Below are 25652 nucleotides of genomic sequence, written 5' to 3' on the forward strand. Positions count from 1 at the left end.
ATTAATGATCTTGCTTGGCGTCGTCGCGCTTGCCGGCGAGCCGCTTCACGGCCGTCACCGCCGCGTGCGCCGCAACCGCTGCGCCCACCGTGCCCGCGGCCACCATGCCGACCTGGTCGGCGTTGTGCTCGATGCCGAACTGCTTGATGTTGGTGAGGCGGTCGTAGAACGAGCCCTTGTCCCAGAAGCCGTCCTCCGAGCAGCCGATGCAGCCGTGACCGGACTGGATCGGGAACGACACGCCGCCGTTCCAGCGCACCGTCGAGCAGGCGTTGTAGGTGGTCGGGCCCTTGCAGCCCATCTTGTAGAGGCAGTAGCCCTTGCGCGCGGCCTCGTCGTCCCACTCCTCGACGAACTGGCCGGCGTCGAAATGCGGTCGGCGATAGCACTTGTCGTGGATACGCTGTGAGTAGAACATCTTCGGCCGGCCCTGGCGGTCGAGCTCGGGCAGCTTGCCGAACGTGGTGATGAAGGTGACGACGCCGGTCATGACCTCGGCGATCGGCGGGCAGCCCGGCACCTTGATGATCGGCTTGTTGGTGATGACCTTGTCGATCGGCGTCGCCTGCGTCGGATTCGGCTTCGCCGCCTGCACGCAGCCCCAGGACGCGCAGGCGCCCCAGGCGATGATCGCCATGGCGTCCTCGGCCATCATCTTGAGCTTCTCGACGAACGGCTTGCCGCCATCGATGCAGAACATGCCGCCCTCGTTCAGCGGCGGATTGCCCTCGACCGCAAGAATGTACTGTCCCTTGTACTTCGCACGCGTCTCTTCGAGGATGGCCTCCGCCTGGTGGCCGGCCGCCGCCATGATGGTGTCGTCATAGTCGAGCGAGATCATCGACAGCACGGCATCCTTCACCAGCGGATGCGCCGAGCGGATGAAGCTCTCCGAGCAACACGTGCATTCGAGCCCGTGCATCCAGATGACGGGCGTGCGCGGCTTGGTCTCCAGCGCATTGGCGATGCGGCTGGCCGCGAGCGGCCCGAGGCCGAGGCTCGTTGCGGTGAGGCTGCAGAACTTGTGAAAGCTGCGCCGCGTGATGCCCTGACGCCTGATGACGCTGTAAAAAGTTTCCGTTGCCGCGCCCATGAGTCCTCCCCTGACATCGCGTTGGCGATCATCTGATCGCGTTCTGGCGAGAAGGACAGCAAGATGCGGGCCAGCATCACGGCTGGATTTGAATCATAATGATTTCAGATGCTTGAGGCGGTGCGATCGCAGCGACGGAGCCTTCGGTGGTGGATCGCGCGCGATAATCGGAAATCACGCGCTTTGCACCGACAAGCTTGTTTCCGCTTGCTGCCTGCCTGTGTGCAGCGCGCTCAATGGGCCGTGCAGACCATGCAGGGATCGAACGACCGCACGACGTGCTGAATGCCGACCGCACGCGCGCCGGCAGTGCCGACCTCGGTGCCGACCAGCGCCTGTTCGAGCGGGCCCGCTACCCCATCCGCGTCGCGCGGAGAGAAATTCCAGCTCGTCGGCGCGATGATCTGATAACGCTCGATCCGGCCGGAGCGCACCGCGAGCCAGTGGCCGAGGCTGCCGCGCGCAGCTTCCACGAGCCCGACGAAATTGCCGTCGGCCGCGCTGGCGCTGCTGTCGCAGAACGGCTCGTTGAGACGCAGCCCCTTGATCCAGTGCTCGATCGACAGCGCGAGCCGCGCAGTTTCGATCAGCCGGGCGATGACACGATTGCGGACATTGCTGCGACCGCTCGCGAGCAGCGCGGTGATCAACGGCTGACCGTCGATGGCCTGCCTTGCGAGAGCGCCGACCTCGACCGGTTCTCCCGCAAGACGCGGCGCCTTGCACCAGCTATAGGCGTCGGCTTTGTCGGCATCGGGCACGGTGCGGCTCTCGGCCGGATCGAGCGACGTATCGTGCATCCAGGCGTGCGAGACGTCCTCGGTGATGCCGTCCGACGGCAAAGCGTGGACCTCGCCGCTGCTCGTGCGGACACCAGCGCGAAAACGAGCCCCATTGAAATCGTGATACGCGCCGAAGCTCATCAAGAGACCGGGTCCGCTGCCGAGGTCGGCCAGCGCGAGCGCATCGGCCAGCCGAAGGAAATGCGCGAAGTCGCCGGCGCGGCCCTCCCGCCAACGGTCGAGCTCGTCCGATGTCGACAAGGCGAGCACGTTCTCCAGCTTGTCGGCAAACACGACGCGTTCAAGGAAACCGCGAAACGACGCCGCGATCGCGTTGAGCCGCACGCGCTCGCCGAGCTCGATCGCGCGCGTCGTCCCGCCTGGCTGGAAGGCGAGACTGTGCGGCCATTTGCCGGCGATCAGGCCCATGATCTCGAGCAGCCGCGCGCGGGCAGGCAACGCATCGCGGGCCGCGCTGCCCTTCGTGGCCGCGAAGCGCTCGGCCGTAGCCGAATGCCAGGCATGCGAGGCGTAGACGTCGCGGGCGAAGTCCGGCATGAAGAAGATGTAGAAATGCGTCAGATGGTCGGCTGCGTTCTCGGCCGCGTGCGCGATGTTGGCCGCGAGGACGCCGTTTGGCGCTGCCGCAATACCCATGGCCTGGCGCAACGCCGCGGCGGCGGCGATCGATTGCGACACCGAGCAGATGCCGCAGATTCGCGGTGCGATCACCAGGGCGTCCAGCGACGGCCGCCCCTCCAGGATCTGCTCGAAGCCGCGATAGAGCGGCGCCGTCACCTCCGCCCTCGTGACGCGACCGCTCTCGATATCGAGCCTGACCTCGAGATCGCCTTCGACACGATTGAACGGTCCGACCGTGATCCGCGTCATGGACGGCGCTTGTCGCCGGCACGGCCCGGCGGCACCACGACATGATCCGCCGTCGCATTGACTCGGACGCGACGCGGCGTGGCCGATTTCGACAGCGCTGCGAGCGCGACGAACCAGGCCTTGGGCATGTCGGTCGGAAGCCCCACGGGAATGCCGGCGAGCTTGGCCGTCTGCAGATAGTTCTGCGCGCTCTCGAAGCCCGGCGAGGTGCAGGCGATGCAGGCGTAGCCGCCCTTGGTGCAGGAGCCGCCGCCGTTCCACGAGCGCTGATTGCAGTCGCCGACCGCTTGCGTCGCGCGGCAGCCGAGATGCTCCATCAGGCAGCCGCGCTCCGACATCGTCTCCGCGCTCGCCTTGAACTCGTAGAACTCGTTGCGCGAGCAGCCGTGATGCGCCAGGTGATTGGCGATGAAGGTCGGACGGCCGACTGCGTCGAGGCCGTCTGCCGACAGATCGCCCGAGGTGAGCGCCAGCAGGCTTTCCATCATCCAACCCGGATGCGGCGCACAGCCTGCGACGTTGATCACCGGCAGCCCGCGTTTCGAGCGGAAGCCCGCGCCGAGCGCGCCGCCGATGTCGCTGCCCTCGAACTGCAATCCGACCGCATCGGTCGGGTTGATGCCGGCAGCAGGAATGCCGCCATAGGCGGCGCAACTGCCGACGGCAACGACGTAGTCGGCCAGCGGCGCCAGATCGAGCAGCCAGTGATAGATCGAGCGGTTGGTGCCGGCGAGCATGTTGAAGCGGCCGGTCAGGCCAGGTCCGCGCGCCACCGAGCCTTCGAGCACCAGCAGATCGAGCCGCTCGCGACCGTCGCGGATCGCCTCCAACAGCTCCAGGACCTCGTCCCCTGTCTGCTCGCTGACGGAGGGATGCCACACCAGATCGATGCCGGATTGGCGCAATTCGTCGAACCAGCCGGACGCGCCGCTTTCCAGGATCGACATGGTGCAGCCGCCGCAGCTCGCACCCTGCAGCCATAGCATCCTGATCGTTCCCTCAGAGCCGACCATCATAAGGCCCCGCTCCTAGCCCGTCTTAAGCGTTCCGCTTCGTATCACCGGCGGGTTTAGCGCCCCCGCATGAACACTGGCAAGCGCTTCCCCGGGCATAGCCTCGGAACCGCGCTGGCTGCGACCGAGCAGCATGGCGATCGCCCAGATCAGTCCGAACAGGCCAATCGCGACGATCCCGAGATTGGCGACATCGTCGCCCAGCGCGGTGGCGACCCTCGTCCATCCCCCGGTCAGGCCAAGCCGCGGCGCCAACAGCGTGATCGCCTCGAAGCCGCCGATCACCAGCGCGATCGCGACAGAGGCGCCGGTGATCACGAGGTTATAGCGCAGCTTGCGTGCGGGATCGGTCAGCGCCCAGCGATAGGCGCCGACCATCAGCATGCTGTCGGCGGTGTCGACGGTGGCCATCGCCGCCGCGAACAGCGCCGGAAACACCAGCACGTGCGCAAGACTCGCGCCGCGCGCGGCCTCGGTCGCCGACAGGCTGAGAAGCCCGATCTCGCTCGCAGTGTCGAAGCCGAGACCGAACAGGAAACCGAGCGGATACATGTGCCAGGCGCGTCCCACCAGGCGGAGCACGGGGCGCAGCAGGCGGATGAGGATGCCCCGTCCGGGGCTTCCGGCGGTTTCCATCTCGGACTGCGGCTGTGCGGCGCGGCGCCAGAGGTTCACGAACAGAATGAGGTTCGCCAACGCGATCAGCAGCAGGAAGCCGGCCGACACCGACGTGCCGATGACGCCGCCGATCGCCCTGATCGCGCTCTCTTCATCCAGGAGGTCGGCGCCGGCGATGAGGCTCACGACGATGGTGGCGATGACGACGACGCTGGAATGGCCGAGCGCAAAATACAGGCCGGCGGCGCGCGGGGCGCTACCGTCCTGCACCAGCTTCCGCACGACGTTGTCGATCGCCGCGATGTGATCCGCATCGACCGCATGGCGCAGTCCGAGCAGCCAGGCCAGCATCGCGGTGCCGACGATGGCGGGCCGGTCGGCGTAGAGCGCGAACGCCCAGGCCCAGGCGAGCGCGTTGGCGGCGACCAGCCCGCCGACGAGCGCAACGTTGCGGCCGGGCTGCGATCGCCACCACAGCAGCCGAGGGGCACGAGGATGATCAATTTGAACAATCGTCATACTCGGACTATAGCAAGAGCCAGGCCAGTTCGGTAAAGCCCCCCGCTGCAGGCAAAAGCTGCAGGAAAACGTGGGCGGCCCTTCCCGGATTGCCCTCTCGCTTGGCAACCCGCTATCCAGTCACGCACAGATCATGACCAGCGGCGGGACATCTTCTTCTCTCGCCCCTCCTTCGCTCACCGCGCCGAGGCACTCTGTGCCGCGATCTCGCGCCGCACGACCGTCTCGAACTGGCTCGCGGGGGCGGCGAACATCAGCCGGGTCTCCTCGTGGAACGCCGAGAAGATGCCGACCACGGCAGGCTGCCCACCGACCTCGGCGAGGATCGGCGAGCCCGAATAGCCGAAATTGGCCAGGCAATGCACTGTCAGCAGCGTCCCGTCCCTGGTCATGCCGGCGCTGCAATTGCGCTGGCCGGTCGGCGAATAGCGCCGCTCCTGACCATAGCCGATCTCGGAGATGGTGCCGGCCGATGTCGCAGCCTGCAATTCCTCGCGCGTCAGCGCCTTGACCGCGACCGGCTTCGACGGCAGCGCGTCCTTCAGCACGATCAACGCCCAATCGGCGGGCGAGCGGTCGAGCGACCACCTGTCGTGCTGGATCGGGACAAAGTCCGGCGCCACGATCAGCTTGTCGGCGACCGACGATGCCGCCGGCGTGCCCCGGTTCATGCCGGCCAGGAAGCGGACGTTGCCGGGGCTGACCTGCGCCACGCCGTTGAACACGCAATGCGCCGCGGTGAGCACGACGCGCGGCGCGACCAGCGTGCCGGTGCACCAGCCGCCGCTCGAGTATTGCGCGACGGTGACGACGCCGATCGACGACGCCGGCCAGGAGGTGGGATCGACGACCTCGCCGATGTGGCGATCGAGCCCGAGCAGTTGCTCCGGACGCGGAGTGGCAATGCCCGCATCCGCCGATTCCGGTTTCGGCTGCCAGGACGCAATGGCGCTCTGGGCCTGGACGCGCTGCGGCTCGGTCAACTTGACCCGCTGCACGTCGCGGCCGGCCGATCGCACGCCGTTGCGGCCGGCCATCACCAGCCAGGCATAACCCTGCACGACGTCCTGCTTCGCGCCACGGCCGTCGAGCAGCATCAGGCCGAGCATGTATTGCGACTGCGCAAAGCCCTGCGCCGCCGCGCGGCTGAACCAGCGACTGGCTTCGCCGTAGTTCGAGGCAACACCCTCGCCATTGACGTAGGCGATGCCGAGATAATGTTGCGCGACGGCGAGCCCCTGATCGGCGGCCTTGCGGTACCAGGCCAGCGCCTCGCTCGGATTACGCGGCACGCCCCAGCCGAACGCCTGCATGAAGCCGACGTCGAACTGCGCCCGCGCATCGCCCTTGGCGGCCAGCGGCAGCAGCCGTCGCATCGCCGCCGCATGCTGCCCGTTGCCTGCCGCCGCGACCGCGTCTTCGAGCTCGGCGGCCGGGGCGCCCGCCGCGCCGCCGAGCAGCACGGCAAGAGATATGATGATGGTCTTGATCAAGGGCGTCCGCTGGGACCGAAACATCGTGACGGGCCACGAAGCAGACACGATCAAGACGGCGGCGGCGTGGCGGAAAGCGGACCGCGATCTCCTCAATCGGGCCGCCTCGCGCCTCACACCTGCTTCGTGCTCACGCCGGATCGCCCCTTACACCTGCTCGCTCTTGGCGAAGCGGTCATCGAGCGCATAACCGGCGCCGCGCACCGTGCGGATCGGGTCCTGCTCGCGGCCGGGATTGAGCAGCTTGCGCAGGCGGCCGATATGGACGTCGACGGTGCGCTCGTCGATGTAGATGTCGCGGCCCCAGACGCTGTCGAGCAGCTGTTCGCGGCTGAACACGCGGCCGGGGTGCTCGAGGAAGAATTCGAGCAGGCGGTATTCGGTCGGGCCGAGATCGATCGGCCGCCCCGAGCGCGCCACGCGGCGCTTCTCGCGGTCGAGCTCGATGTCGCCATAGGACAGCACGGTCGCCAGCCGCTCCGGGCTCGCCCGCCGCAGTAGGCCTTTCACGCGCGCCAGGAGCTCCGGCACCGAGAACGGCTTGACGATGTAGTCGTCGGCGCCAGTGGCGAGTCCGCGCACGCGCTCGCTCTCCTCGCCGCGCGCCGTCAGCATGATGATCGGCAGTTGCCGGGTCTCGGAGCGGGCGCGCAGGCGGCGGCACAGTTCGATGCCGGAGAGGCCCGGCAGCATCCAGTCGAGCACGACGAGATCCGGAACGCGCTCCTTGAGCCGCGTGTCGGCCTCGTCGCCGCGCGCCACGGTCTCGACCTCGTAGCCTTCGGCCTCGAGGTTGTAGCGCAGCAGCGTCGTCAGCGCCTCCTCGTCCTCCACCACCAGAATTCGGGCGCCCATGTCTGAACCGTCTCTCTTAGTTACCGGGAATCGTCGATGCGAAGCTCGTCATGTCGCCCTTCGGGCGCTTGTCCATGATCTGCTGGCCTTCGATCATATAGAACACCGTCTCGGCGATGTTGGTCGCGTGATCGCCGATCCGCTCGATGTTCTTGGCGCAGAACATCAGGTGGATGCAGAACGAGATGTTGCGCGGATCCTCCATCATGTAGGTCAGGAGCTCGCGGAACAGCGACGTGCAGATCGCGTCGACCTCCTCGTCGCCCTTCCACACCGTCATCGCCGCCGGCAGGTCATGCGCGGCATAGGCGTCCAGCACCGTCTTGACCTGCGACTGCACCAGATCGGTCATGTGCTCGAGGCCGCGGATCAGCTTCAGCGGATGGAAGTCGCTTTCCAGCGCCGCGACGCGCTTGCCGATGTTCTTGGCGAGGTCGCCGATGCGCTCCAGATCGGTCGCCACGCGCATCGCGCCGACGATCTCGCGCAGGTCGACCGCCATCGGCTGGCGACGGGCGATCGTGAGCACGGCGCGCTCCTCGATGATGCGCTGCAGCTTGTCGACCTCGGCGTCGGTGGCGACCACCTTCTGGCCGAGCGCGATGTCGCGCCGCACCAGCGCATCGACGGAATCGACGATCAGCCGCTCCGCGAGGCCGCCCATCTCCGATACCAGACGGGTGAGGTCCTGCAGATCGCTGTCGAACGCCTTGGCGGTATGTTCACTGGCCATGATGATCTCCTGAAGACAATGTCGTCGGCGTCAGCCGAACCGGCCGGTGATGTAATCCTGGGTCCGCCGATCACTCGGCGAGGTGAAGATCTTGCTGGTGTCGTCGAACTCGATCAGCTCGCCGAGATACATGAAGGCGGTCTTGTCGGAGACGCGCGCCGCCTGCTGCATGTTATGCGTCACGATGGCGATCGTATAGTTTTCGGCGAGCTCCTGGATCAGCTCCTCGACCTTGGCGGTCGAGATCGGATCGAGCGCCGAGCACGGCTCGTCGAACAAGATCACCTCCGGCCGGACCGCCACGGTGCGCGCGATGCACAGTCGCTGCTGCTGGCCGCCGGACAGCGACAGGCCCGAGGCGTTGAGCTTGTCCTTGACCTCGTTCCACAGCGCGCCGCCGCGCAGCGCCTTCTCGACCCGGTCGTCCATCTCCGACTTGGAGATCTTCTCATAGAGGCGGATGCCGAAGGCGATGTTCTCGTAGATCGTCATCGGGAACGGCGTCGGCTTCTGGAACACCATGCCGACCCGGGCGCGCAGCAGATTCAGATCGAGCTTGGGATCGAGGATGTTGGTGTTGTCGAGCATCAGCTGCCCGGTCGCGCGCTGGCCCGGATAGAGATCGTACATCCGGTTGAAGATGCGCAGCAGCGTGGACTTGCCGCAGCCGGACGGGCCGATGAACGCGGTGACGCGGTTGGTGCCCAGCGACAGGTTGATGTTCTTCAGCGCGTGATGGTCGCCGTAGTAGAAGTTGAGGTTGCGCGCAGTCACCTTGGCCGGCGCATCCGGAAGCGCCTTGCCGTGAAGAGCGTGATTGGGCTGACTGACGGAGACGGACAGTTCGGTCATTTGGTGTTCCTCTCGGCGCCGAGAATGCGTGCACCGATGTTCAGGGCGAGCACGGCCAGAGTGATGAGAAGGGCTCCGCTCCAGGCCAGTTGTTTCCAGTAGGCATAAGGGCTCTGGACGAAATTGTTGATGGTGACGGGCAGGTTCGCCATCGTCTTGGAAAGGTTGAGGCTCCAGAACTGGTTCGACAGCGCGGTGAACAGCAGAGGCGCGGTCTCGCCGGCGACGCGGGCGGTCGCCAGCAGCACGCCGGTGATGAGGCCCGAGCGCGCCGCCCGATAGGCGATGCGGCGGATCACCAGCGAGCGCGGCAGGCCGAGCGCAGACGCCGCCTCGCGCAGCGGGTTGGGCACGAGCAGCAGCATGTCCTCGGTGGTGCGCAGCACCACCGGGATCACGATGACCGCCAATGCAAGGGAACCCGCGAGTGCCGAGAAGCCGCCCATCGGCACCACGACCGCACCATAGATGAACAGGCCGATGATGATCGAGGGCGCCGACAGCAGGATGTCGTTGATGAAGCGGATCACCGAGGTCAGGCGGTCGTTGCGGCCGTATTCGGCGAGATAGGTGCCGGCAAACAGGCCGAGCGGCGCGCCGATGCCGACGCCGATGATCGTCATGATCAAGGAGCCGACGATGGCGTTGCGCAGGCCGCCTTCGCTGGAGCCGGGCGGTGGCGTGTCGGCGGCAAAAACCTGCAGGCTGAGGCCGGCGAGTCCGTTATAGAACAGCGTGAACAGGATCAGCGCCAGCCAGGTGACGCCGAACATCGCGGCGGCAACGCAGAGGCCGCGGATCACGATGTCTCTGCGGCGCCGGCGCGCATAGATCGGATTGACCGGCGCATCGAGTGTAAGCGTGTCAGCGCTGGACATGGCTTATTTTCCCGCCTTGGCTTCGAGCCGCATGAGCATCAGCCGCGCGCTCGCCAGCACGAAGAAGGTGAGCACGAACAGCAGCAGGCCGAGCAGGATCAGGCTCGACTGGTGCAGCCCGTCGCTCTCCTGGAATTCGGAGGCGATGGCGGCCGAGATCGTGGTGCCCGGTGCGAAGATCGAGGATGAGATCCGGAACGAGTTGCCGATGATGAAGGTCACCGCCATCGTTTCGCCGAGCGCACGTCCCAGCGCCAGCATGACGCCGCCGATCACGCCGACACGGGTGTAGGGAATGACGACGCTGCGCACGACCTCCCAGGTGGTGCAGCCGACCCCGTAGGCGGCTTCCTTCAGCACCGGCGGGACCGTCTTGAACACGTCGACCGAGATCGAGGTGATGAACGGCAGCACCATGATCGCCAGGATCAGCGAGGCGTTGAACAGGCTGAGATAGGACGGCGGACCGGCGAAGATGTCCTGCAGCACGGGGATGCCGGCGCAGAGATTGATCATGAACGGCTGGAACGTATAGGCCAGGAACGGCCCCAGCACGAAGAAGCCCCACATGCCGTAGATGATCGAAGGAATGCCGGCGAGCAGCTCGATGGCAAGTCCGATCGGACGGCGCAGCCATTGCGGGCACAGCTCGGTGAGGAAGATCGCAATGCCCAGACCGACCGGAATGGCGATCAGCATCGCGATGAAGGACGTGACCAAGGTGCCGTAGATCGGGCCGAGCGCCCCGAGCACCGGCGGATCGGCCGACGGCGCCCAGCGCCGCGTCCACAGGAATTCGAAGCCATATTCTCTCATGGCCGGCCATGCGCCGACGATGAGCGACAGGATGATGCCGCCCAGGATCAACAGGACGGAGATCGCGGACAGCCGCGTGATCCAATAGAAGGTCACGTCGCCGAGCTTGAAGGCGCTGAGCGCGCGTGCCCGGTCATAGGGTCCGGCAGCAGCCGCGATATCGCTGACTTCGGTCTGAACCGCCATCTCTGCCAATTCTGCCCCCTGTTCCTTGGACACGCCTCAACCCCGGTAGCGCCCCTCCCCCGGAGGCCGGGAGAGGGGGATTTTCGATACGTCCGGATCAGCTCTTGATGTCGGCCGACCAGGTCTTCTCGATCAGCTTCACGACGCTGTCGGGCATCGGGATGTAGTCGAGCTCCTCAGCCATCTTGGCGCCCTTCTCGAACGACCACTTGAAGAACTTGATGGCTTCGCCGGACGCCGCCTTGTCGGCCGGCTCCTTGTGCATCAGGATGAAGGTCGCCGCCGTCATCGGCCAGGACTTGTCGCCGGGCTGGTTGGCGAGGATCACGTAGTAGCCCGGGGCCTTGGCCCAGTCGGCATTCGCGGCCGCGGCCTGGAAGGCCTCGACGGTCGGCTGCACGGTCTTGCCGGCCTTGTTGATCATGCCGGTGTAGGTGAGCTTGTTCTGCTTGGCATAGGCGTACTCGACATAGCCGATCGAGTTCTTGGTCTGGCCGATGTTGCCGGACACACCCTCGTTGCCCTTGGCGCCGACACCGACCGGCCACTCGACGGCGGTGTTGAAGCCGATCTTGCTCTTCCAGTCGGCGCTCACCTCGGAGAGGTAGTAGGTGAAGTTGAAGGTCGTGCCCGAACCGTCGGAGCGGCGCACCACGGCAATCGCGTCGGACGGCAGCTTGACGTTGGGGTTCAGCTTCTTGATCGCGGCGTCATCCCACTTGGTGATCTTGCCAAGATAGATGTTGGCGAGCGTCTCGCCGTCCAGCACCATCTCGCCCGGCTTCACGCCCTCGAGGTTGACGACCGGCACGATGCCGCCCATCACCATCGGCCACTGCACCAGGCCGTCCTTCTCGAGCTGCTCGGCCTTGAGCGGCGCATCGGTGGCGCCGAAGGTGACGGTCTTGGCCTGGATCTGCTTGATGCCGCCGCCGGAGCCGATCGACTGATAGTTCAGACCGTTGCCGGTCTCCTTCTTGTAGGCGTCGGCCCACTTGGAATAGATCGGGAACGGGAACGTCGCGCCCGCACCGGTGATGTCGGCAGCGAACGCCGACGTCGATGCGGCGACCAAGCCGGCAGCGACGATAGCTTTGATGAAATTCATAGCTGGTCTCCATGCTTGGGAAGCGAAGCGCCATCTGCGCCCGATTGCGCTTCCCCGGCCGCTTTACGGGGCCTCAGTGTGGCTTTTATAAAGGTTCGATGACAGTCGGATGACAGTCACAAGCCGTTGATAATTCTAGGTATTTAGATTTTTATCCGAGTTTTTACGGATCGAGGGCGGTCGTTCGGGGAGGCATCGCCCCTGGCCTTTCGCAAGCATCGCTCAATCAAGATGGGCCTCCTTTGCCCGTGTCGCCCGCCGCACCTTTCGGTGTCGTCCCGGCCTTGCGCAGGGACCCATAGCCACCGGCGGATGTGGCCGGGCGGGATCGGTCGACCATCGTGCCTCGCACGCCTCCCTGGAGTTTTCGGTCCCGGATCGGCGCACGCGGTGCGCGCTTGTCCGGGACGACGCCATGAGGATTGGGTTGGCGCCGTTGGCCAACGAGACACGATCTCGCCGTCTCGCGGCTGGTGAGACCCGAGTGATGCATTCGTCGTGTCCCTCTGAACAACAAGAGGGCGCGAGGAAGGCCGGACCTCGGCTGAGGCCCGTGGCCCGCCTGCTCAAAAGAATGCAGGCGGCAGGTACCACAGGTACAGCCGGACAGACCCGGCCTTCCCCGCGCGACGGTGTTAACGGTGTCCTTCGTGCTCTCCCTGGGGATCGGCTTTCTTGCCCCCATCGCCCGCGCGTGCCGTCAAGCAACGACCACGGACTTGACCTCAGCATCGAGAGGCCAGGACCACACGACTTCGCCGTCCGTGCCGCCTGCGCTCGTCTGGCACAGCCGTCACGTCCATCGCAGCCCGCCTCCACGTTCGTGACGACGCGTACGTCCCTCTGCTCGAGGCGGGTTGCACGCAAGAGACCACGATTTCCGAAAAATAGCAAGATAATTATTTTTCTCAGAACATGATCCGCCCTCCCCCCGCACGCGGGCATCGGCTCAATCCGGCTTGGGCGGCTCGATCCAGATCCCCGGGTCGGAATGGGCGCGGATGTGGTCGACGAGGAAATCGGCGAACACCCTGATCTTGGCCGGAAGCCTGACGCGGTTCTGGTAGGCGATGTTCATCGTCAAGAGCGGCAGCTCCCAGTCGAGCAGGACCGGCACCAGCCTGCCGGCCAGAATGTCGCTCTGCACGATGTAGAGCGGCTGGATCAGGATGCCGAGCCCGGCAAGCGCCGCCCCCTTGATCACCTGGCCGTCATTGCTGTCGAGCGTCGGCGCGATCCGAATGCTCTGGGCTGTCGCGCCGTTGCGCAGGGACAGGGAATACGGATCATTGGCAAGATTGTAGATCAGCATGTCGTGGCGCACGAGATCACCGGGAACGACGGGACAGCCACGGCTCGCGAGATAGGACGGCGCCGCCGCCAGCACGCGCCGCATCTGCCCGATGCGACGGACGACGATGCCCGAGTCCGGCTCATGCTCGCGGGTGCGGATCGCCACGTCGATGCCCGCCTCAATGAAATCCGGATAGCGGTTGGCGGCGATGATCTGCAGGTTCAGCTTCGGATACATCGCGCGGAACGCCGGCAGCATCGGCGCGAGATAGATCGTCGCGAACGACAGCGAGCTGGTGACGCGCAGCATGCCCTGCGGCGACAGCGCGCGATCGCTGACGGCATCCTCGGCCTCGGCCAGCTCGTTGAGCAGCGGGCCGCAGCGCTGCAGCAGCTCCTGCCCGGCTTCGGTCAGCCAGAGACGGCGCGTGTTGCGCTCGATCAGGCGCACCGCGAGCCGTTCCTCCAGCGCGCTGAGATGCCGGCTCGCCGCGGCGTTGGACATCCGTAAGGACTCGGCGGCCTTGGACAGGCTGCCCAGCTCGGCCGTCCGGGAAAACACCTCGAGCTGGAGCAGACGGTCCATTGTTACGCTGAGCGGAAAACAGAGTTACAATTTTTGGCCTTTATTTCCATTTCCTGCAAGGCAAAATCGTCCGACAAGAACAAAGCCCAAGAACAAAGCTCAGGTGAGGACGCTGGAATGACGGGGCCGATCAGGCACATCGTGATGTGGCGGCTGCGCGCCGAGACGGCCGCCGAGCGCGCGGCGGCCCGGCTCAAGGTCAAAACCCTGTTCGAGGGCCTCAAGGGCCGCATCGACGGCCTGACCCACATCGAGGTCGGTCTCGATGTCAGCGACGTCGACTATGCCTGCGACGTCGTCCTGTTCTCCGAATTTGCCAGCAGCGCCGCGCTGCGGGCCTATGCCTCGCATCCCGAGCACCTGCGCGTGCGCGAGGAGCTCGGCGACCTCAGGATCGGCCGCTTCCAGGTCGATTATCCCATCGCTGCAGCGCCCCGCGCGTGACGGAGGCGTTCACCTTCGACGGCCTGCCCGGCCGCGGGCCCGGCACGTGAAGCAAGCAACGGACGGCATCGATGTCATTTCCTGATAAGCGCCTCGCCTTCATCGGCATCGGCAAGATCGGCCTGCCGATCGCGGCGCGGCTTGCCAAGGCCGGCTATGACGTCACCGCGTTCGATCCCAACGCCGCCCGGCTCGATGAGGCACGTGCGCTCGGCATGGCCGCCGCGTCGTCCGCGACGGAGGCGGTGCGCGACCATGCCGTGGTCATCTCGTCGCTGCCCGACGACGCCGCACTGCGCGCGGCGATGCTCGGCAGCAACGGACTGATCGCAGCCATGGCGACCGGCGCGATCCTGATCGAGACCAGCACCGTGGGCGTCGATGCGTCGAGCGAGGTCGATGCCGCCACGGCCGCCCGCGACGTCGCTTATCTGCGCACGCCGATCTCCGGCAATGCCAGCATCGCCCACACCGGCGAGCTGACCTGCTTCGTATCCGGACCGAAAGCGGCCTTCGCGCGGATCACGCCGCTGCTGGCAAGCTTCACACGCGCGCAGACCTATCTGGGTGCGGCGGAAGAGGCACGCTACGCCAAGCTCGCCGTCAACCTGATGATCGCGACGACCGCGGCGATGATGGCCGAGAGCCTCGCATTGGCACGCAAGGGCGGCATCGCCTGGCCGGACATCTTGCAGGTGCTGCACGACAGCGCGGTCGCCTCGCCGATGGTGAAGTACAAGACCGCGCCGCTGCTGGCACGCGACTTTGCCGCCACGTTCTCCTGCGCGCAGATGGCCAAGGATCTCGATCTCATTCTCGGCGCCGGCCACGCCGTCGGCGTGCCGCTGCAGCTCGCGGCGCAGGTGCGCGAGACCTATGCCGCGCTGATCGCACAGGGCGATGCCGCAACCGACTTCCTCGCCACCGTCCGGCATGTCGAACGGCTGTCCGGGCTCGGCGAGCCCCTCTGAAAGGAGCCGCCTCTTGCGCAACTTCAACGAGACCACGATCACAGATGCCGTGCTCGAACGCCTGGCGGGCGCGCGTGATGCGCGGATCAAACAGGTCAGCGCGGCGCTGGTGCGCCATCTCCATGCCTTCGTGCGCGAGGTCCGTCCGACCCAGCAGGAATGGGAATACGGGATCGACTTCCTGACCCGCACCGGCCGGATGTGCGACGACAAGCGCCAGGAGTTCATCCTGTTGTCGGACACGCTCGGCGTTTCGATGCTGGTCGACGCCATCAATCATCCGGTGCCGGAAGGCGCCACCGAGACCACGGTGCTCGGCCCCTTCTTCGTCCAGGCGGCGCCGGAACGCGCCAACGGCGACGACATCTCGGGCCCGATGAAGGGCGATCCGCTGCTGGTGACCGGCTCGGTGTCGAGCGCGGACGGCGCGCCGCTCGCAGGCGCCGTGGTCGACGTCTGGCACTCCGACGACGACGGCTATTACGACGTTCAACGACTCGAGCAGATCGGCGATCTCGCCATGCGCGCGCGCTTCCACACCGACGGCGACGGCCGCTTCCATTTCTGGTCGATCAAGCCCGCCGCCTATCCGATCCCCAATGACGGGCCGGTCGGCGACATGCTGGCAGCGCAGGGACGGCATCCGTGGCGGCCGGCACATGTGCATTTCATGATCTCGGCGCCGGGCTTCGAACGGCTGGTGACGCATGTGTTCGTCGCCGGTGATCAGTATCTCGATTCCGACGTCGTGTTCGGCGTCAAGGACAGCCTGATCCGCGACTTCGCGCGCTGCCCGCCGGGTCGTGCGCCAGATGGCCGCATGGTGGCGCAGGGATATTTCCATCTCAACTATGATTTCGGCCTGAAACGGCTTGCGGAGCGCGCCAATCGGGTTTGAGCTGAGCGGACGACAAGGACCGTCAAGAGTCCGGTATCGTCGAGGAAGCGGACGGGAGGAATGATGGAGTTGCGGGTCGGCACCGGTGCATTGGCCGAGCGGCTTTCGAGCCTGATCGGGCCACGCGCGAGTCTTGCGCGCGGCGTGCTGGATCAGCACGGCCGGAGCGAGTCGTACTATCCGGCGATGCCGCCCGACATCGTCGTGTTTCCCGAGACGACGCAGGAGGTCGCCGACATCGTCAGGCTGTGCGCCGAGGCCGGCATGCCGATCGTGCCGTTCGGCGCCGGCACGTCGCTCGAAGGCAACGCTGCGGCTGTCGCGGGTGGGGTCTGTTTCGACTTCGCCCGCATGAACGAGGTGCTGGCCGTGCACGACGCCGACATGGACGTCGTGGTGCAGCCCGGCATCACGCGCAAGCAGCTCAATGCGGAGCTGCGCACGACCGGCCTGTTCTTTCCGATCGATCCCGGCGCGGACGCCTCGATCGGCGGCATGAGTTCGACCCGCGCCTCCGGCACCATGGCGGTGCGCTACGGCACCATGAAGGACAACGTCCTCGCATTGGAGGTGGTTCTGGCCGACGGCAGGGTGATCCGCACCGCGAAGCGTGCGCGCAAATCCGCCGCCGGCTACGACCTGACCCGGCTGTTCGTCGGCGCGGAGGGGACGCTCGGCGTGATCACCGAGATCACGCTGAAGCTGCATCCCGTGCCGCAGGCGATCTCGGCCGCGACCTGCAGCTTCCCCACCCTGCATGACGCGGTCGACACCGCGATCACGCTGATCCAGTCGGCCGTCCCCGCCGCCCGCATCGAGCTCGTCGACGACGTCATGATGCGCGGCATCAACGCCTATTCCAAGCTCGGCTACCGGGAGACGCCGACCCTGTTCCTGGAATTCCACGGCTCCGAGGCCGCCGTCGCCGAGCAGGCGCAGACCGCCGAAGCGATCGCGACCGAGCATGGCGGCCGCGGCTTCGCCTGGGCGAAGGCGGCCGAGGACCGCAGCCGGCTGTGGCACGCGCGCGACAACACGCTGTATGCCGGACTGGGCCTGCGGCCCGGCGCGCGCGCCGTCATCACCGATGTCTGCGTGCCGATCTCGCGGCTGGCCGAATGCCTGACCGAGACGCACCGGGACGCCGACGTCAACGGTTTCCTTGCGCCGATCGTCGGCCATGTCGGCGACGGCAACTTCCACATGCTGATCCTGGTCGATCCCAACGATGAGAACGAGCTCGCCGGCGCCAAGGCGCTGCAGGCGCGCATGGTGGCGCGCGCGATCGCGATGGACGGCACCTGCACCGGCGAGCACGGCATCGGCCTCGGCAAGGTCGACTATCTCCGGGACGAGCTCGGCGAGGCCGTCGCGGTGATGCGCGCCATCAAGGCCGCGCTCGATCCCGAGGGCCTGATGAATCCGGGCAAGATCTTTGCCGGCGGAGCGCAGCCATGAGCGCGGCAGCCGCCACCGCAGCTCCATCGCCCGCGCCGCTGCTGGAGCTACGCGGCATCAGCAAGTCGTTTCCCGGCGTCAAGGCGCTGGACGACGTCTCGTTCGCCATCTACCCGGGCGAGGTCCACATGCTGCTCGGCGAGAACGGCGCCGGCAAGTCCAGCCTGATGAAGGTGCTGTGCGGCGCCTACAGCGCCGATGCGGGCGAGATCACCTACAAGGGCGAGAAGGTCGAGATATCATCGACGGCCGACGCGCAGAAGCTCGGCATCGCCGTCATCTTCCAGGAATTCTCGCTGGTGCCGTTCCTCGACATCGCGCAGAACATCTATCTCGGCCGCGAACCCAGAGGCCGGCTCCCCGGCACCATCGATCGCCGCAAGATCCTGGCCGACGCCAAGCGCGTGCTCGACAGCATCGGTTTCGACATCGATCCCTCTGTCATCGTCGACACGCTCGGCGTCGCGCAGCAGCAGATGGTCGAGATCGCCAAGGCGATCAGCCAGAACGCGCGGATCCTTGTGATGGACGAACCGACCGCGGCGCTGTCCGACCGCGAGGCGGAGCTGCTGTTCGCACTGATCAGGCGGCTGAAGGCGGACGGCGTCGCCATCGTCTACATCTCGCACCGCATGGCCGAGGTGTTCGCGCTCGGCGACCGCATCACCGTGCTGCGCGACGGCCGCCGCATCGACGATATCAGGCCCGCCGACGTCACCCCCGACCAGCTCGTGCGCATGATGGTCGGGCGCACTATCGACATGAGCTATCCACGCCATTTCGCGGCAACGCCCGGCGAGCTCGTGCTCGAGGTCAGGGGACTGAGCGCGCCGACCGGCATTGCCGACATCAACATCGAGGTGCGGCGGGGCGAGATCGTCGGCCTGTGCGGTCTCGTCGGCTCCGGCCGCACCGAGGTGGCGCGCGCGATCTTCGGCGCCGATCCCGTCAGCGAAGGCGAGATCATCTTCGACGGCAAGCCGATCGCGGGCGAGCCCGACATCGCGGCCCGCCGCGGCATCGCGCTGATCCCCGAGAGCCGCAAGAGCGAGGGCCTGGCGCTGCTGCGCTCGGTCGGCGACAACCTCGTGGTCTCGGCGCTGAAGAAGCTGTTTCCCAGCGGGCTCTACGATCCCCGCGGCGCACAGCGCACGGCGGACGGGCTGATCCGGCAATTGCGCATCGCAACACCGAATGCGCGGCAGACGGTCGGCCTGCTCTCCGGCGGCAACCAGCAGAAGGTCGTGATCGGCAAGTGGCTGGCGGCAGGCGCCAGGCTGTTCATCTTCGACGAGCCGACGCGCGGCATCGACGTCGGCGCCAAGTCCGAGATCTTCGCGCTGATCGACCGGCTGGTCGCCGATGGCGCGGCCGCGCTGATGATCTCGTCCGAGCAGATCGAGATCTGCCACGTCTGCGACCGCGCCTATGTCATGCGCGAAGGCCGCATCGCCGGGCACCTGGCGCGCAGCGAGCTGACCGAGGAGAATATCGTGCGACTGGGGATGCATGATGAGTGACGCCACCATCGTCGCGCCGCTCCGAACGCTGCAGCGCATCCCGGGCGTGGCGATCGTGCTGGTGCTGTTGATCGCGCTGTTCGGCGCGATCGCGCCGGGCTTCCTGTCGGCCGCGAACCTGTCCAACGTGCTGGTGCAGTCGACGATCCTGACCATGCTCGCGCTGCCGATGACCCTGATCATCATGACCGAAGGGCTCGACCTGTCGATGGGCGCGGTGCTGACGCTGACCTCGCTCTGCGTCGCCATCGTCTCGCTCGCGACCAAGTCCGTGCTGCTGGGCCTCGGCGCCGCGGTGCTGGTCGGCACGGCGTTCGGCACCGTCAATGGCTGGCTGGTCGCGATCGTCGGGATTCCGCCGTTCGTGGCGACGCTCGCCACGCTCGGCATGGCGCAGGGCCTGTCGCTGATCGTGAGCGACGGCCAGAGCGTGGTCGGCATTCCCCACGGCGTGCGCGACATCTATTCGGCGACGCTGCTCGGCATCCCCGTGCCGATCGTGATGGGGCTTTTGACCTACGCTGCGTTTCACGGCCTGCTCTATCACACCAGGTTCGGCACCTACATCTTCGCGCTCGGCGGCAATCGCGAAGCGCTGCGCTATGCCGGCCTGTCGCCGACACGACTCCTGATCGCGGTCTACGCGATCGGCGGCACGATGGCGGGCATCGCCGGTCTGCTGATGACCGCGCGGATGAATTCGGGACATCCGACCGCAGGGCTCGGAATGGAGTTCGACGCCATCGCGGCGGTCGCGGTCGGCGGCACCTCGTTCGAGCGCGGCAATGGCTGGCTGCTCGGCACCGTGCTCGGCGTCGTCGCCGTCGGCGTGCTGCGCAACGGGCTCAATTTGGTGTCGCTGCCGTCCTCGGTGCAGGTTGCCAGCGTCGGCGCGCTGGTCATCATCGCGATGTTCCTCGACGGCCTGCGGAGCCGGTCATGACCGACATCGCCAAGGACACGCTGCCGCCGCCGCGCTCGCTCCTGTCGCAGAACGCCGCGCAGGTGTTCTATCGGATGCTCGCCGCGCTGCTGATCTGCGCGGCGCTGACCGTGCTGAGCGACTCCTTCCTCAGCCTGGGCAACATCCTCAACGTGCTCAGGCAGGCGAGCCTGACCTTCTTCATCGCCTCCGGCCTCACCCTGGTGGTGCTGACCGCCGGCCTCGATCTGTCGGTCGGCGCCAACGTTGCCTTGTCGGCGTGTCTCGCCGGCACCGTGATCCATCAGACCGGCTCGCCCGCACTCGGGATCCTGACCGGGCTGCTCGCCGGCGGCAGCGTCGGCTTCCTCAATGGCTTCATGGTCACGGCGCTGCGCATCCCCTCCTTCATCGCCACCTACGGCATGCTCTGGGTGCTGAACGGCGTCACCTACTGGTACATGGCGGGCGAGACGATCCACGGCTTTCCCGCGGGCTTCCGCCAGATCGGCAGCGGCTATCTGCTCGGGCTGCCGATCCCGGTCTATCTGCTGCTGGTGTTCCTCGCGATCGGAACGTTCTTCGCGCAACGCACGATCTGGGGCCAGGAGATCTACGCGATCGGCGCCAATCCGGTCGCGGCCCGGTTGTCCGGCATTCCGGTCGCGCGCCGGCTGCTGCTCGTCTACACCGTCTCCGGCACCATGGCCGGGCTCGCCTCCATCATCTTCCTGTCGCGGCTCAACTCCGCCGAAGCCGACATCGGCGAGAGCCTGACCTTGCCGGCCATTGCCGCGGTGCTGATCGGCGGCACCTCGCTGTTCGGCGGCGTCGGCACGGTGTTCGGCACCTTCATCGGCGCCCTGATCCTGACGCTGGTGCTGAACGGCATGAACCTGCTCGCGATCAGCGCCAACTGGCAGCCGCTCGTCACCGGAATCATCGTGATCGTCGCCGTCTGGCTCGACATGAAGACCCGGCGCCGGGCGCAATGAACCTGGAAGACAACCAAAAAACGAGGGAAGGAAACGACATGCAACAAAGGATCACGCGCTGTCTCGCTCTGTCACTTCTGATCGCCGCAGGCGCGACGCAGGCCCGCGCCGACGGCGAGACCATCGCCGTCTTCACCAAGAACCAGACCAATCCGTTCTTCCAGACGGTGCGCGTCGGCGCCGACAACATGGCGAAGGTCCTCAACGCCAAGATCCTGCACTACATCCCGACCAAGCCGGACTCGATCCCCGAGCAGCTCAGCCAGATCGAGGACGTCGTGGTGAAGAAGCCGAGCGCGATCGTGTTCACGCCGGTCGACTACAAGGCGATGGTGCCCGGGGTCGAGAAGATCAACGACGCCAAGATCCCCGTCGTCAACATCACCGACCGCTCCGCCGGCGGCAAGTTCGTCGCCTTCGTCGGCGCCGACGACTACAGCCTGGGCCTTGAGACCGGACGTTTCCTGCTCAAGACGCTCGGCGGCAAGGGCAACATCGTCATCATCGAAGGCGTCAAGGGCTCGCTGACCAATGTCGACCGCGTCCGCGGCTTCAACGACGCGCTCAAGGAGAACCCCGGCGCCAAGCTGCTGGCGTCGCAGCCCGGCAACTATCAGCGCCTGCAGGCCCTGCAGGTGATGGAGAACCTGATGCAGTCCAATGCGCAGATCGACGGCGTGCTCGCCGCCAACGACGCCATGGCGGTCGGCGCGATCGAGGCGCTGGACGGCGCCGACCGCAAGGCGCAGGTGATCGGCATCAACGGCACCAAGGAGGCGATCGACGCCATCAAGTCCGGCAAGCTGCTCGCCAGCGGCGACTACAACGGCTTCGCCCAAGGCTGCCTCGGCACCATGATGGCCGTCCGCGCATTGCGCGGCCAGCCCGTCATCAACGAGATCGTGCTGAAGCCGACCGTCATCACCAAGGACAACTATCAGCCGTTCGACGTGACGCTGGAGCAGCGCACCTGCCCGAGCTTCGAGGATGCAGGCAAGCTCAGCGCGAAATAGGATCAGCCATCAGTCGGGAAGCAGGCCGGCACGCAGCCGTCCTGCTTCACTTTGCGGAGAGAATTCATGCTGTTTGCGATTCACGCGCTCGACAAGCGGGACGCGCTGCCGGTCCGGCTTGCCAACTACGACGCGCACAAGGCCTATCTCGGCGACAGCGCCCGCCTGCCCGTCACCATCGTGATGTCCGGCCCGCTCGTCTCCGACGATGGTTCGACGATGATCGGAAGCCTGTTCCTGGTCGAGGCTCCCGGCCGCGCCGAGGTCGAAGCGTTCAACCGCGCCGACCCGTTTGCCGCGGCCGGGATCTGGGAGAAGGTGACGATCACCGGGTTCCTGCGGCGCCAGGGTTAATCCGACTGCGTCACGCGGATCTCAGCAGTTGCAGTTTCCGCCGTCACCCGGAATCTGGAAATTGTCAGGTGTGGACGCAAAACAATCTCGAGATTCCGGGTTCAAGGCCCGCGGCCTTGCCCCGGAATGACGGTGGTTGCGACGCAGTAGCACCAGTCACCCCTTCAGCTCGACGCCGGCCAGCGCCTCGCTCAGCTTCGCCAGCGCGGTGTGATCCTGCCCGGGTCCGAGCATCCCCTGCGCGCTGGCGCTGAGCTCGCGGCAGAGGTTGGAGAACGGCGCGGCGACGCCGGCGGCACGCGCGACCTCGAGCGCGATCGACAGGTCCTTCACCATCAGGTCGAGCCCGAAGCCGCTGTTGAATTGGCGCGACAGCACGAACTGCTTGAACTTCTTCTGCGTCGAGTTGTTCATGCCGGTCGAGGCGTTGAGCACGTCGGTCATCAGGCCGGGGTCGATGCCGAACTGCTGGCCGATCAGCAGCGCCTCGACGCCGATCAGGAAGCCGCCGGCCGAGACGAGGTTGTTGAGCGCCTTCATCGCCTGGCCCGAGCCGAGGCCGCCGATGCGGTGGATCGTGGTGCCCATGGCGCGCAGCAGCGGCTCGACGCGGTCGAGCGCGCCCGGCTCGCCGCCGGCCATGATCGCGAGCTCGCCGGTCACGGCGCGCGGCACGCCGCCGCTGACGGGCGCGTCGAGCATGGTGACGCCGAGCGGGGCGAGATCGGCGGCGATCGCCTGCGTCGCCGACGGCGCGCCGGAGCTCATGTCGATGACGATGTGATCGCGCGTCAGGCCGGCGCGCAGTGCGCCGACGGCCTCCGCGACATGTTTGCTGGTCGGCAGCATCGTGATGATGACATCCGCCTGCCCCGCCGCGGCCGCGAGGTCGCCGGCCTCGACACCGCCAACCTTGGCGACAAATTCCGCAGCCCGCCCGGGCACGGCGTCATTGACGGCGACCGCAAAGCCGGCGCCGAGCAGGCGCGCGGCCATCGGCCAGCCCATGTTGCCGATGCCGACGAACAGGACCTTTTGCGGCGCGCTCATGCGCCGTCCTTCTTGGCGATGGCACCCTCCGCGACCAGCACCTCATGCGCGGCCTTGAACGCCTCGAGGCCCGCGGGAATGCCGCAATAGACGGTCGCGTGCAGCAGGATCTCCTTGATCTCGTCGACCGTGACGCCGTTGGTGAGCGCGCCCTTGACGTGCAGCTTCAGCTCGCTCGGCTTGCTGAGCGCGGTCAGCATCGCGAGATTGATGATGCTGCGGGTGCGGCGATCCAGCCCTGGCCGGGTCCAGGCATAGCCCCAGCACATTTCGGTGGTGATGTGCTGGAAGGCCATCATGAAGTCGTCGGCCTTGGCGAGGCTGCCATCGACATAGGCCGCGCCGAGCACCTCGCGGCGCACCTTCAGGCCCTTCTCGAACAGTTCTTTTTCGTCGCTCATCCGCTCGTCTCCTTCTGCAAACCCTGATGTCATCTCGTTGTTTGAGCATGATCTCCGCGCAAACGCCTTCGGCGTTTGTCGCGAGGGAAAACCGGCTTCCACTTTTCCGGATCATGCTCTGGCGCCTCGCCGCGCGGACTGACAACAACAACGCCGGGCGGCGTTGTCAGTGACGTCCGCACGGCGGAATTGATCGGAGATGCGAATCCGCTAGCCGTGCTTGACGATCAGGGTCTTCATCGCGGCAAGCTCGTACAGCGCCTCGAAACCCTTCTCGCGGCCGTGTCCCGATTTCTTCATGCCGCCGAACGGCAGCTCGATGCCGCCGCCGGCGCCGTAGCCATTGACGAACATCTGGCCGACCTTGACCTTGCGCGCGACGCGCATCGCTCGCGAGCCGTCGCCCGACCAGACGCCGGCGACCAGGCCGAAATCGGTGGCGTTGGCGAGCCTGACGGCGTCGGCCTCGTCGTCGAACGGCATCGCCGCCAGCACCGGACCGAACACCTCCTCGCGCGCCAGCTCGGAGTCGCGCGCGACGTGCTGATACAGCGCCGGCGCCACATAGAAGCCCTCGCTCGGCACGCCCTCGGCGATCCTGCCGGTCGCCACGCGCCTGGCGCCGCCGCTTTCGGCACGCGCCAGCATGTTTTCGATCCGCGTCTTCTGGACCGCGCTGATGACCGGACCAAGATCGAGATCCATCTCCGGCGTGCCGGCCGTGATCTTCTCGAAGCGGAGCGTGAGGTCGGCCAGGAAGCGGTCCCAGATCGAGCGCTCCACCAGCACGCGCGAGCCGGCCGAGCAGGTCTGGCCAGCGTTCTGCACGATCGCCGCGGCCACCGAGGTCAGCGCGGCATCGAGATCGGCGTCGGCGAACACGATCTGCGGCGACTTGCCGCCGAGTTCGAGCGTGCAGCCGATGTGGTTCCTCGCGGCCGCCGTCTGCACGAGCGTGCCGACCTCCGGGCTGCCGGTGAAGGAGATGAAATCGATGCCGTCATGCGCCGACAGCGCCGCACCCGCCTCCTCGCCAAGACCCGGCACGACATTGATCGCACCGGCCGGGAAGCCGGCTTCCGCCGCGAGCTCGGCAAGACGCAGCGGCACCAGACAGGCCTCCTCGGCCGGCTTGATCACGGTCGCGTTGCCCATCGCCAGCGCCGGCGCGACGGTGCGACCGAACATCTGGCCCGGATAGTTCCAGGGAATGATGTGGCCGGTGACGCCGAGCGGCTCGTACACCGTGGTGACGAAGAAGCCGTCGAGGAACGGGATGGTGTCGCCATGCACCTTGTCGGCGGCGCCGCCGTAATATTCGAAATAGCGCGCGACGGCGACGACGTCCGCCTTGGCCTGCTTCATCGGCTTGCCGGTATCGGCCGCTTCGAGCTTCGCGAGCTCCTCGGCATTGTCCTCGACGAGGCGGCCGAGCTTCGACAACAGGCGCCCGCGGTCCACCGCGGCGAGCCGGCCCCACGGGCCTTCCAGCGCGCGGCGCGCCGCCGCCACGGCAAGATCGATGTCGGCCGCGTCACCGGCGGCAATCGAGGCGATCACCTGTCCGGTCGCCGGCGCCAGCATCGCAATGGTGCGGCCCGACTGCGCGGGCTGCCACTTGTTCTCGATGAAGACGCCCTTGGCGGCAGGCAGTTTGACATTGGCGTTCATGGCAGCTCTCCGACTTCCTTTGCAGCTCGTCCGCGGGTCATATCAGACCTCGGCACGGCGCATCCCCTCGCGGCCGCGCGACAGCCGGTCGGCAATGGAGGCGTGTCACCAGGGCCGGACTGACCGGCCCCTCTCTCCGTTTGCGCTGCAGCGGTCATGATGCCCGATGGATGCGTCCGACGTTTCTGTCAGACAATCCGGGAGCCGTCCAGAACGGGACGTGGGGCGCACGAGAACGT

The 25652-nt window shown here is 66.6% G+C and carries 23 protein-coding genes and 1 pseudogene; 9 read left to right on the plus strand and 15 right to left on the minus strand.

Annotation, left to right across the window (positions count from 1 at the left end):
• Position 1: 1 nt before the first annotated feature.
• The 12 genes from QX048_RS23720 to QX048_RS23775 form a co-directional block, all read right to left on the minus strand.
• A complete protein-coding gene (locus QX048_RS23720; RefSeq protein ID WP_315713499.1) occupies positions 2-1093 on the minus strand; it encodes a hydrogenase small subunit in 1092 nt (363 codons plus the stop codon).
• Positions 1094-1326: 233 nt separating this feature from the next.
• Positions 1327-2766 carry a nickel-dependent hydrogenase large subunit gene (locus QX048_RS23725; RefSeq protein ID WP_315825315.1) on the minus strand — a complete coding sequence of 480 codons (1440 nt, stop codon included), beginning with the start codon at positions 2764-2766 and terminating at the stop codon, positions 1327-1329.
• A complete protein-coding gene (locus tag QX048_RS23730) occupies positions 2763-3779 on the minus strand; it encodes a HupU protein (protein ID WP_315825469.1) in 1017 nt (338 codons plus the stop codon). Before QX048_RS23730 ends, QX048_RS23725 begins: the two co-directional genes overlap by 4 nt.
• Before the next feature lie 15 nt (positions 3780-3794).
• Positions 3795-4916, minus strand: a complete 1122-nt coding sequence (locus QX048_RS23735) for a HoxN/HupN/NixA family nickel/cobalt transporter (protein ID WP_315825316.1) — start codon at positions 4914-4916, stop codon at positions 3795-3797.
• A gap of 176 nt (positions 4917-5092) precedes the next feature.
• Complete coding sequence (locus tag QX048_RS23740) at positions 5093-6409, minus strand: trypsin-like serine protease (RefSeq protein ID WP_315825317.1); 1317 nt, start codon at positions 6407-6409, stop codon at positions 5093-5095.
• A 147-nt stretch (positions 6410-6556) separates the two neighbouring features.
• Complete coding sequence (gene phoB, locus QX048_RS23745; protein WP_315754964.1) at positions 6557-7264, minus strand: phosphate regulon transcriptional regulator PhoB; 708 nt, start codon at positions 7262-7264, stop codon at positions 6557-6559.
• Positions 7265-7280: 16 nt separating this feature from the next.
• Positions 7281-7997 (minus strand): phosphate signaling complex protein PhoU, encoded by a 717-nt coding sequence (gene phoU / locus QX048_RS23750; protein WP_315713504.1) that lies wholly within the window; start codon positions 7995-7997, stop codon positions 7281-7283.
• Between the two features lie 30 nt (positions 7998-8027).
• Complete coding sequence (pstB, locus tag QX048_RS23755; RefSeq protein ID WP_315713505.1) at positions 8028-8849, minus strand: phosphate ABC transporter ATP-binding protein PstB; 822 nt, start codon at positions 8847-8849, stop codon at positions 8028-8030.
• Positions 8846-9727, minus strand: coding sequence for a phosphate ABC transporter permease PstA (gene pstA, locus QX048_RS23760; protein ID WP_315713506.1), 882 nt, complete (start codon positions 9725-9727; stop codon positions 8846-8848). The genes pstB and pstA overlap by 4 nt, the downstream gene beginning before the upstream one ends.
• A gap of 3 nt (positions 9728-9730) precedes the next feature.
• Positions 9731-10729, minus strand: a complete 999-nt coding sequence (gene pstC / locus QX048_RS23765) for a phosphate ABC transporter permease subunit PstC (RefSeq protein WP_315713507.1) — start codon at positions 10727-10729, stop codon at positions 9731-9733.
• A 97-nt stretch (positions 10730-10826) separates the two neighbouring features.
• Positions 10827-11837, minus strand: coding sequence for a phosphate ABC transporter substrate-binding protein PstS (gene pstS / locus QX048_RS23770; RefSeq protein ID WP_315713508.1), 1011 nt, complete (start codon positions 11835-11837; stop codon positions 10827-10829).
• Positions 11838-12786: 949 nt separating this feature from the next.
• Positions 12787-13716, minus strand: a complete 930-nt coding sequence (locus QX048_RS23775) for a LysR family transcriptional regulator (protein WP_315752365.1) — start codon at positions 13714-13716, stop codon at positions 12787-12789.
• Between the two features lie 117 nt (positions 13717-13833).
• Between QX048_RS23775 and QX048_RS23780 the strand changes: the two genes are divergently transcribed.
• The 9 genes and pseudogenes from QX048_RS23780 to QX048_RS23820 all read left to right on the plus strand — a co-directional run bounded on the left by QX048_RS23780 (position 13834) and on the right by QX048_RS23820 (position 22291).
• Positions 13834-14160 carry a Dabb family protein gene (locus tag QX048_RS23780; protein ID WP_315713510.1) on the plus strand — a complete coding sequence of 109 codons (327 nt, stop codon included), beginning with the start codon at positions 13834-13836 and terminating at the stop codon, positions 14158-14160.
• Between the two features lie 68 nt (positions 14161-14228).
• A pseudogene (locus QX048_RS23785) lies at positions 14229-15131 on the plus strand (NAD(P)-dependent oxidoreductase); the annotation flags it as partial.
• 13 nt (positions 15132-15144) lie between these two features.
• Positions 15145-16029 (plus strand): intradiol ring-cleavage dioxygenase, encoded by an 885-nt coding sequence (locus QX048_RS23790; protein ID WP_315713511.1) that lies wholly within the window; start codon positions 15145-15147, stop codon positions 16027-16029.
• A 63-nt stretch (positions 16030-16092) separates the two neighbouring features.
• Complete coding sequence (locus tag QX048_RS23795; protein WP_315825470.1) at positions 16093-17487, plus strand: FAD-linked oxidase C-terminal domain-containing protein; 1395 nt, start codon at positions 16093-16095, stop codon at positions 17485-17487.
• Complete coding sequence (locus tag QX048_RS23800; RefSeq protein ID WP_315825318.1) at positions 17484-19007, plus strand: sugar ABC transporter ATP-binding protein; 1524 nt, start codon at positions 17484-17486, stop codon at positions 19005-19007. The genes QX048_RS23795 and QX048_RS23800 overlap by 4 nt, the downstream gene beginning before the upstream one ends.
• Positions 19000-19950, plus strand: a complete 951-nt coding sequence (locus QX048_RS23805) for an ABC transporter permease (RefSeq protein WP_315713513.1) — start codon at positions 19000-19002, stop codon at positions 19948-19950. Before QX048_RS23800 ends, QX048_RS23805 begins: the two co-directional genes overlap by 8 nt.
• On the plus strand, positions 19947-20924 hold the full coding sequence (locus QX048_RS23810) for an ABC transporter permease (protein WP_315752361.1): 978 nt from the start codon (positions 19947-19949) through the stop codon (positions 20922-20924). Before QX048_RS23805 ends, QX048_RS23810 begins: the two co-directional genes overlap by 4 nt.
• A gap of 38 nt (positions 20925-20962) precedes the next feature.
• A complete protein-coding gene (locus QX048_RS23815; RefSeq protein WP_315713515.1) occupies positions 20963-21937 on the plus strand; it encodes a sugar ABC transporter substrate-binding protein in 975 nt (324 codons plus the stop codon).
• A gap of 66 nt (positions 21938-22003) precedes the next feature.
• On the plus strand, positions 22004-22291 hold the full coding sequence (locus QX048_RS23820) for a YciI family protein (protein WP_315752359.1): 288 nt from the start codon (positions 22004-22006) through the stop codon (positions 22289-22291).
• A 156-nt stretch (positions 22292-22447) separates the two neighbouring features.
• Here the strand turns inward: QX048_RS23820 and QX048_RS23825 are convergent, their stop codons facing one another.
• The 3 genes from QX048_RS23825 to QX048_RS23835 form a co-directional block, all read right to left on the minus strand.
• Complete coding sequence (locus QX048_RS23825) at positions 22448-23341, minus strand: NAD(P)-dependent oxidoreductase (RefSeq protein WP_315713517.1); 894 nt, start codon at positions 23339-23341, stop codon at positions 22448-22450.
• On the minus strand, positions 23338-23742 hold the full coding sequence (locus QX048_RS23830; protein WP_315713518.1) for a carboxymuconolactone decarboxylase family protein: 405 nt from the start codon (positions 23740-23742) through the stop codon (positions 23338-23340). Before QX048_RS23830 ends, QX048_RS23825 begins: the two co-directional genes overlap by 4 nt.
• Positions 23743-23952: 210 nt before the next feature.
• On the minus strand, positions 23953-25413 hold the full coding sequence (locus QX048_RS23835; protein ID WP_315769591.1) for an aldehyde dehydrogenase family protein: 1461 nt from the start codon (positions 25411-25413) through the stop codon (positions 23953-23955).
• Between the last annotated feature and the right edge of the window lie 239 nt (positions 25414-25652).

The organism is Bradyrhizobium sp. SZCCHNS30572 (genome assembly GCF_032484415.1).
In the GTDB taxonomy this organism is placed as follows: domain Bacteria; phylum Pseudomonadota; class Alphaproteobacteria; order Rhizobiales; family Xanthobacteraceae; genus Bradyrhizobium.